This window comes from Vibrio hibernica (assembly GCF_015223435.1).
GTDB classification, from domain to species: domain Bacteria; phylum Pseudomonadota; class Gammaproteobacteria; order Enterobacterales; family Vibrionaceae; genus Vibrio; species Vibrio hibernica.
Genome location: NZ_VHKO01000076.1, coordinates 1 through 8,816, shown reverse-complemented (window position 1 = coordinate 8,816; position 8,816 = coordinate 1). Strand labels below are relative to the sequence as shown.

At 37.6% G+C, this 8,816-nt stretch carries 7 protein-coding genes; 1 reads left to right on the top strand and 6 read right to left on the bottom strand.

Annotated elements, in window-relative coordinates:
* A partial coding sequence (locus FH976_RS14840; RefSeq protein ID WP_194091573.1) for a ChaN family lipoprotein occupies positions 1-699 on the top strand: 699 nt, incomplete at its 5' end.
* 538 nt (positions 700-1,237) lie between these two features.
* Here FH976_RS14840 and FH976_RS14835 read toward each other — a convergent pair.
* The 6 genes from FH976_RS14835 to FH976_RS14810 form a co-directional block, all read right to left on the bottom strand.
* Entirely contained in the window at positions 1,238-2,605 is a 1,368-nt protein-coding gene (locus FH976_RS14835; RefSeq protein ID WP_194091572.1) for a metallophosphoesterase, read from the bottom strand.
* Between the two features lie 2 nt (positions 2,606-2,607).
* Complete coding sequence (locus FH976_RS14830) at positions 2,608-3,882, bottom strand: ADP-ribosylglycohydrolase family protein (protein ID WP_194091571.1); 1,275 nt, start codon at positions 3,880-3,882, stop codon at positions 2,608-2,610.
* Positions 3,872-5,008 (bottom strand): CRISPR-associated ring nuclease Csm6, encoded by a 1,137-nt coding sequence (gene csm6, locus FH976_RS14825; RefSeq protein WP_194091570.1) that lies wholly within the window; start codon positions 5,006-5,008, stop codon positions 3,872-3,874. Before csm6 ends, FH976_RS14830 begins: the two co-directional genes overlap by 11 nt.
* 15 nt (positions 5,009-5,023) lie before the next feature.
* A complete protein-coding gene (locus tag FH976_RS14820) occupies positions 5,024-5,278 on the bottom strand; it encodes a hypothetical protein (protein ID WP_194091569.1) in 255 nt (84 codons plus the stop codon).
* Positions 5,279-5,390: 112 nt separating this feature from the next.
* Positions 5,391-6,698 (bottom strand): McrC family protein, encoded by a 1,308-nt coding sequence (locus FH976_RS14815; RefSeq protein ID WP_194091568.1) that lies wholly within the window; start codon positions 6,696-6,698, stop codon positions 5,391-5,393.
* A gap of 2 nt (positions 6,699-6,700) precedes the next feature.
* Entirely contained in the window at positions 6,701-8,527 is a 1,827-nt protein-coding gene (locus FH976_RS14810) for an McrB family protein (protein ID WP_228767463.1), read from the bottom strand.
* Positions 8,528-8,816: the final 289 nt, after the last annotated feature.

The following is an 8,816-nucleotide window of genomic DNA, read 5'->3' as shown; positions in this document are numbered from 1 at the left end:
CATGATGTGGCTTTATCAATGGAGCAATTTAGTCGCGATAAACAAGCGGTAGTGAATGAATATGTACGTGGGGAAATTGGTGAGCAAGCATTGATCAATAATGGTAATGCTTGGCCTAATTATGAAAGTGACTATCGACCTTTAGTTGAGTTAGCCAAATCTAATCACATTGATATCATTGCGGCTAATGCACCTAAAGTAATGGTGCAATGCATAGCAAAACAAGGTTTAAGTTATTTAGACAATCAGACTCAAGAGCGACGTTCGTTAGTCGCCAAAAACATTTCAACGGCTGACACTCCATATAAACAAAAATTCATGTCATCCATGCATCATGGCAACGCTGATCAAAATGAAAAGCAATATGCTGCGCAAGCAACTTGGGATGAAACTATGGCTGAAAGTATCGTCGATTATTTGGCTCAACATCCTACCAAACAAGTGATGCATATTGCGGGCATGTTTCATACAGAAGGGGGGCTCGGAACTGCGGCAGCAATTTTACGTCTTAACCCTGAATTGAAAATTTTAATCATTACTCCAAGTGATAAAATAATGCCAGATTCACTAGATTATCAATTGCATGTACTTGCCCCACCCATCAGATTTGTCAAAGCAGATAATCGCATGGCAGCATACAAAACCCTTGGAAAACGCAGCAACAATCTCGATTGCAGTGCGATCAATCCCACTAAATAATTTAATCATTACAAACTAAAATGCCGCCATCTCACTACCATAATAATGGCGACAAATTGGCGGCAGATTTTAATTATATCGATTTATATTGATTCTTATTCATTCCCCAGCAAGGGATAACCCTTGAAAACCTTGATTCTACTTACTTGCGGTTGGGGTGATTTAAAATATGCAAGAATTAATTTTTGTTTTTATGAATCATGAGAGAGACCAGCAATACCAATGGGTTCATGACTTTCTCAACAAAAAGCCCTTTCTCTAAGCAAAACCTGAGAAAATCATACAAAAATTCTCAACTATCCCATCAAGTCGATCAAAGCAATTCTCGACATTTTGTTGCTAACCAGCGCTCTGCGATACAAGCAAGCAATCCTCCGTTGCATCATACATGCCTCTCATACAACCACAACTCTGCGTAAGAAACTTTTGGACAATTTTGAGTTACCGATTTTACTAATTTAGTGTTTCACGAATTAACTGAGGTATTACAAATATCCATTCAGGTGGCCAAATTTACTCAGCTACTACACCCATAGATTCACTTCCAAACAAGCTGCCTTAATCGGTTGGCATGCACTGCACAATCTTGCTTAAGAGTATTTTGGTCTTCTATAGAATTTGCGCTTAAGCCTAATTGGTAAACAATCGTCACCCAAAGATACAAAGCTAAATCCTCAACAGAGCCGAACAGCACGAAACGGGTAACATCCTCACAGTAAGCTTGGTACTCATCACGACAATCTTCCCAATCATTTACACCAATGGGGTCCCATTGTAACCATAGATATTCATCAACTCGATCTACAGCCGTTTGGTGGCAAACTGGATACTGCGCAGTTGCTTCATAAGCAATACCAGTAATTGGATTTTCTGACTCTAATTCTAATTTCCGAAGTTTCGAAAGTTTTTCATCCATTGAAGTCAGTAATACTTTGCTTATTTGCCCTTCGGTAGTTTCAAAAAAGCTGATTCTACCTTCATAAAAAAATTGGTCATGGGAAAGCTGGCTATCTGTATCAACAGTGTTTGAATATAAATATCCAACCAAGGGATACTCATCCTTTTGCGCATTATAATCGACACAAGCTACCTTTTCGTTTTGTAGCATAGGCTCTCCTGATAAGGAGTAGTGACCAATGAACACCGGTTTCATTACTGGTTTACAGTCGATATCAGTAATAGGGATATCGGGAAGTAATGAGCGATATTTATCCTCGATTAAGGCTAACTCTCGATAAGTACAAGCGGTATCATTCCACCATGCTATTCTGATGGTTCTTCTTTCAATACCATTCTTATCTTTAAAGGTTATACCTTTGGGTAGATTCACTTCTGGCCCTTTAAGTAATATTTCAATTAACTCAAAAAGCTCATGAGACTCATCAAAAGCGTTTATCCAATGCTCTTCACGTATACAGTTACTTGAATCGAGATAAGACTTTATTCGCTCAATACATTCATCATTCCAACAAGCATGAATAGCTCGAACCTCTTCAAACTCAACAAATAAAGGTCGCTTTTTAAACCAATCAACCCACTCCTGATGAAGAGCTGATGATTCCCCTACTTCAGTCAAAAAGGCATGGTGTTGTTTATGGTTATTTTCACTATGTTTTCGAAGTGGAAGACCCGTATCGGGGTGATAAGTTGCCCAACCTATCGCATTAAATTCATGATTGCCCAGAATACAAGTCGCAAGCCCTTTATTTACAAGCTCTTTCACAAAAATTAATAGCTTGATTTGCTGCACATTTGGGTTGGTCTGGTTATCAATTAAATCGCCAACAAACACCAAGTGATAACAAGGCTCTTCAATATCCCAACCAATATCATTTAATAGCGTTTCTAATTTATCCAAGCGTCCATGAATATCGCCAATAAAAAACTTATCGTATTTGCTTTGCATTCTTAATCCTTAGTCATACATTCATTGCTTGGAGCATAAGTGTTCATTAACCACTGAAGTCTATTTATTGCTGCCGTCATGCTTCCATTGTCCAAACTCTCTTGCAGCAATCCTTGATTGAAGCGGTCTGAACGCACAACTTGAGTGATCCAACTCAAACATGCCATTAAACTCATTTCTGTTATGACCTCAATAACTGATCGCCCACTGCTATTCCAATCTACGGTACCTGCAAGATCCCAACTAAGCGCTATAGCAATGGATGATTCATAAAAGGCCGTATAATCAAAACCTTGCTCATTATGTATACAACAATCTAAAAACCGTTTTAAATTATGATTACTTGGCCTTAATAACAAATACTCAGCATGACGGGCTATATGCTTCCTCCATGCTAACTTGGCTAACCAATGTTCTGGTAAGGAATCTGCCCCATAAAAACACCCTGCAATTTGCCCATAAATTGCCGCGGTGGTATCAGCATCATCACCTAGATTGGCTGCCAGCAAAGCACCATGTTCGAAACTATCACTGTGATAGAAACACCATAACGCGGCTTCCAATGAATCGATGACAAAGCCCGTTCCCTTGATTTCACTTTCTTGTTTTTGGCGATAGTTACCTGTTGCAAGATCAACAACGTCTTGGGATAAAGAACCCAACCGTTTAATGAAATCAGGGCTAATAGTTAAAAAGTTGTCTTTCGTTAATTCATTAGACGGTGTATTTAGACCACGATGCAAAAAGTATGTCATAAGCGCACAAGCCGCTTGGGTACGTGTCTCTGCATGAGTTGTCATACTCGCTAAACATGCCGCATCACAAGCTTCTTCAATCGACTGTTCTCGGTAGAATAATGCGATGGGGGCAATTCGCATTAAACTGCCATTTCCAGCAGTATTAGGTGCATCACTTCCAGATAGCGGATCGCTCGTAAGTTCGAATTGATGTAACGCGGCTCTCACCGTATTACCTATATCAAAACAATGACCAGTACATGAGTTCTCACCGTGACGATACCAACGTAGGTAGCGCTCCATTTGATCTTTACTATTATTTTCACCACATTCAAGCAAACTATCGGTGAGACATAACATCATAGAAGTATCATCTGTCCACTGCCCTGCTTGTAAATTAAAAGGACCACCACCCTCCATATCGCTAATCGGGATAAAGGTTCCTTTTGGTCGAAATTCAAGAGTTGTACCTAACGCATCTCCCAACGCTAAACCTAATAGCACTCCTTGAGCTTTATTTCGCACTTCATCACTTATCATGATATTTCTCCAAGCCAACAATCACGATATCTGAATGCATATGATATTGCATCGCACCTTTCATTCCACTTGATTGAACTTTGACTTTTTCTACGATCGAGAGAGGTAATTTATCTGAAAGCTTTTGCTGGAACTGACTTAAAACTTCTTGGATAAACTTGGCAGACATCGGCTTTAACCCATCTAAAACTTGATTATCCCAGTCAATTTCACCATCTAAACCAAAACTGCTATACACACGTGTATCCCCTCTCATTTGTTTATAAAGGGATAGGTATTGTTTGGTATATTCTTTAGATTGAATAAAAGCAGAGCCAACTTTAATTTTCTGATTAGGTTGAGTTGCGATAAAAGCGTATAAGGCTAATAGCTTAGGTGAAAGTTGGATCTCAACGCCCAAAATGGTGACAGTTCGTGCTGTGATATTGATAGAGATAGCCAATGGCTCATCTTGATTGGCAGCATTAATTAGTGCCACAGTTTTCGAAAAGGAACGAGCTTCAATTTGAGAGTACATCGACGATGCAAGGCTTGTATGCATGCGAACAAAAGGGATATCCGCTAACGTCACTCTGGCTTCTCTCGCATTTACTTTTGCGCCTTCCGCATTAATTAACCAATGATCATTCTTTGTTGGAAAGAAAAATGCAGGTAAAGATTCATATTCAGGGCTAATGAATACATGCTTTAATGAATCTTGAGTTCGACCATATAAAGACATCGCAAAACCAAGATAGAAAGCCATTGTTTTGCGACCACCAGACAGACAAGCACAAACGGCTGTATTGGTATCTCGGGTTAGTTCTGAAACGGTTTGGATAATACAGTCCGCCATGACCGACTGATCTTCATCTTGTTTGGCATCGAATGGTTGATAACCATTTTCATCTTCCAATACTGAAATATTGCTTTCATTAAAACTGATAGCAGGTAATTGATATTCGTTAATCAATGACTGCCAATACCCTTCTTTAAAAAGTTGGCTAGTAATTTTCTCGCGAGTACTACGAGTGGTGATCACCCGAATTTCATCAGGTAAAGTTTGGCCAGATTGATAAAGGCCATAAATAACTTCTGTTAAAATCTGAGGCTTACTGCCTACGATGGCTAATAGTATTTTCTTCATCGTTCCCTGTACTCTTTAAATATCGAACCAATATACCCAGCTAGAAAAATCACGAAACTTTAATACGCCAAGACTCGGGTCTAAAACATTTATTCTGCCACCTAAACAACAAGTTATTATCGTTGGCTGTTCTAGTTCATTAGAAAGTAGTTGACGGCTACTATACTGAATCTCGACAGTATCAGCATGCTGAACCACCGTAATCAACATTTCTTCTTCGAGCAATTTTCTTTTGATAGATTCAAGATGATTTGCTTGTAATGTATTCATATTTAACTCCTTGAGTTGATGAATATCATTATCCGCAATTCTTCAGAGGTAGGGAGTTTGTAAACTTATAAAATCATTAAATGAGGATTGAATGGCAAATTTCAGCAAGTAATTATCCATCAATCGATATAAATGAACGGCCATTATCAGGCAGTAAAACACCATTTGGATTCTTAGTACTCATAGAAAAAGGAATAACCCATAACTTAAGATCCTCGGAAAAATCAAAGCTATGCTCAATGGGCTTTGTAAATCCTTCATGTTCTGGGTAAATCAAGTACAGATCTCCCTTACCTCTTAAATATGTTTGTCCATAAGCAAACATTTGATAAAAGTCTGATTGAGATAAACCAAAATTATGTTGAGTTAAATCGACTAACTTCCATTTTGTATCCAACACCACTTTAGAACCATCAGTGAAAGTAAGTAGCAGGTCCGGCTTTAATTGAAACTGACGCCTTTTATTGTGGGTAACCAGATAATTTGTACGAGCTTGTGTTGTCAGCTCAATACCACTTTTCAATTGTGTCCTTAATATTGCTGCAACATAATTTTCAAATACCATTTCCATCGGAAACATCAATGATAAAGCCTGATGACCACCCTTCATGCTTAGTGGTGAAATCCCCTCTAAAATTAATTTCGCCCAAGCTAATGATGTTTGATAATCTTTCATCCCTTTACCAAGTTTAAGCATGTTAAAATCTTGCTCAATGGATTTACAGCAAGGTACATCAACAAAGGCAAACTGAAGCTCTCTCAATAGTCTCTGATTTACTGATAGACGTGTCACATTTGTCAGTTTTAGCAGAGCGGTTTTGATTAAACGGTTAGCTGGACGGTCAATTAAATACTCATCATATTCAACATAAAACTTATGTTTATTAACCAAGTTGTGTCTTAACTGCTTAGATACAAGCAACTTACCCTTTTGATAAAATAAATTATCAGTCCTAGACACATAATCACTTTTTAGCCCTTTTTTAACTAATGTATTAACGCAGTGTAAAAACTGACTAATGAATACTTCTAAAAGAGGCATTTCTTTACTAGCCACATTGCCTTGGCTAGATAATACATAGCGAAATGAACCTAAATGTTTCAGCATCATAAGTAACGTATCACGGGATTCCGTAATTGCTAGCTGATCATCCGAGGTTTTACGACCTACTTTTGGCAAAATTTCAATATGCTCACCAGTAGGTGTGAATAATACACCTACATAGTTTTTGACTTGAATTAGCTCATAACCATAACGCATAGTTAAATTTAAACACTTAGCGGTATTTGTTTGTGATGCACTTAAACTAACTTCTTTGAGATACTCAAAAGCAGTTTTAGAAATCAACTCCGCTTGCAGAGTGTCACAAGCGGATTTTTCGTAGGTCAAATAACCATATTCGAACACTGTGGTATGCATGGCTATTGACTTTCCTCACCATGCGTTTCAGCCGATGCCCTTTCTTGAACATCAACAGCTTCAACTAATTTAGGCGAATAGATGCCAATATAAGCCCTTGGATCAGACCAAACACTTTTATTATCATCAGCCAAACGATAATTCACCACCGACTGACCATATTCATCAAGCTTATGATTACTTCCAAACAAGTTCTTCAATTGTTGTAGAGTCTGTACTTCTTCTGTAATAAATTGAAAGTCTAACGCTTTTTGATTGTCAGCTAGCACAAGACGAATCTTGCTCCAATCTTCAAAGAAGTACTCTTCCAGAAGCGGGATGATTTTGTTTTTAAATACTGTTTGTAGCTCTTTAAAAGCTAAACCTTCTTTTCCGTTACTATAAAGCTCTTTCACTGGCATAAAGAAAGCATGACCTAAGGTATGCTCACGATCGTAGAGAATTGCAATTCTTTCATTCAGCTTGATTAATAATTCTTTTAAATCAATACCGTTAACAATTACATCCGTCAATAACTCTGGCTTTGGCATCATCTCCACAAAATCAAAACGACGACGTAGCGCGGTATCCATCATTGCTAGTGAGCGGTCGGCAGTGTTCATGGTACCGATGATATGTAGGTTGTTCGGCACAGAAAAGGATTCACCAGAATAAGGTAAAGTTAATTCAAGTGCTTCATCTTCACCTTTGCGCTTTGAAGGTTCAATTAACGTAATAAGCTCACCGAATATTTTCGAAATATTGCCACGGTTAATTTCATCAACAACTAACACAAAATTCTTACGTTCGGTTTTTACCAATTTTGATTTATTAGATAACTCTTTTAAATAATTAACAATCCCTGAATAATATGGGTTCAATCCACCTTTAATAACTCGCTCACCATCAAAAATAGCTTTCAAGGTTTTTATACTCAATGAGTGTACAGAGTCACCTTGAGATTTCTCAAAACGTATCGTATTTGAACTTATATCCGTGACAATAAAAGTAGTTCGTTTTGTTTTTATTCTTATCCCATTTTCTTCTTCTGTTAATTGTTCTAAAAACTTATCCCATAATGAGTCAAAATCCTCATCTTCTTTTACATCTTTATTAATTCGATATTTTGTGGCATCAGAAACTATATTTTTAAAAATCCCATCTTCCACCGCATAGGTGATTTGATCGTTTTCATTTGTAGAAGCTTTTAAGCCCTCAACAAACTCTTCATAACCATAGCTTTGATGGAAGGTAACAAACCGAATACGATTTTTTTCAACTAAAGACTGGTGCTCTTTTTTTAGTTCTTCTCTAGTTTCCCATGTAAAATTTGGCTCGGCCGCTTTTACCGCAGCTTCAATGGTGTGATAGGTTTTACCTGTTCCTGGTGGACCATATAGAATTTTGTTTAAACTGCTCATGAGTTGATGCATATCTTCATCGAGGTTACTTGTATTTCTTGAATCTTTTGTTGCCATACTGTTTCGATAATCTATTGGCCAATAAGACTCACGATCAATTTCGTTTGCTTCTGAAAAATTTTTCAATGCAGGCGTTAAGTCATCTAGGATCTCATGACTGAAATCATCACCATCTAACTTAATTTTAGAATTTTGAATCTGGATACTTTTAAAGTTTGCATCTGCTTTTTGAGCTTGTAACGAACGTCGACCAATCCGAAATTGCTTTTCAATATCAACAGGGTAGATATCTAACTGAGCCTTATTTGCCCACGATACAATAGCGATTAATTGACTTTGAATACTCTCTGATACGTCGGCTAAGTCGTCGTCCATATCCATCTGACTTAAGAAATCACCCCAAGATATTAACTTTTGCTGTATATCCATATTCATCCACATAGGTATAAAATTGATTATATTGTTAAAGTATATTGCTTATCACATCGAAGCAACTATCCGAGGGTAAATGTCGCAGTTCGGAGTTGAATTCAGGGATAAGTTAAATTCAATTCGAACCAATTGTTCTGGAATCGATTAGTATTATGTGCGACAAACGGCTTTTCCCCGAATTCAAGTGCAAGTATCAGCACAATAAAGTTCTAACATTTCACATAAGAAAATCTATTAGAAACTCTAATTATAGTGTCGCCTGTAGGGTTACATACCAACTGGTTAT

Bases quoted from the DNA above. Each gene is read 5' to 3' on its own strand.
- FH976_RS14820 (WP_194091569.1), bottom strand. From the start codon at position 5,278: ATGAATACATTACAAGCAAATCATCTTGAATCTATCAAAAGAAAATTG.
- FH976_RS14835 (WP_194091572.1), bottom strand. From the start codon at position 2,605: ATGCAAAGCAAATACGATAAGTTTTTTATTGGCGATATTCATGGACGC.
- csm6 (WP_194091570.1), bottom strand. From the start codon at position 5,008: ATGAAGAAAATACTATTAGCCATCGTAGGCAGTAAGCCTCAGATTTTA.
- FH976_RS14830 (WP_194091571.1), bottom strand. From the start codon at position 3,882: ATGATAAGTGATGAAGTGCGAAATAAAGCTCAAGGAGTGCTATTAGGT.
- FH976_RS14815 (WP_194091568.1), bottom strand. From the start codon at position 6,698: ATGCATACCACAGTGTTCGAATATGGTTATTTGACCTACGAAAAATCC.
- FH976_RS14810 (WP_228767463.1), bottom strand. From the start codon at position 8,527: ATGGATATACAGCAAAAGTTAATATCTTGGGGTGATTTCTTAAGTCAG.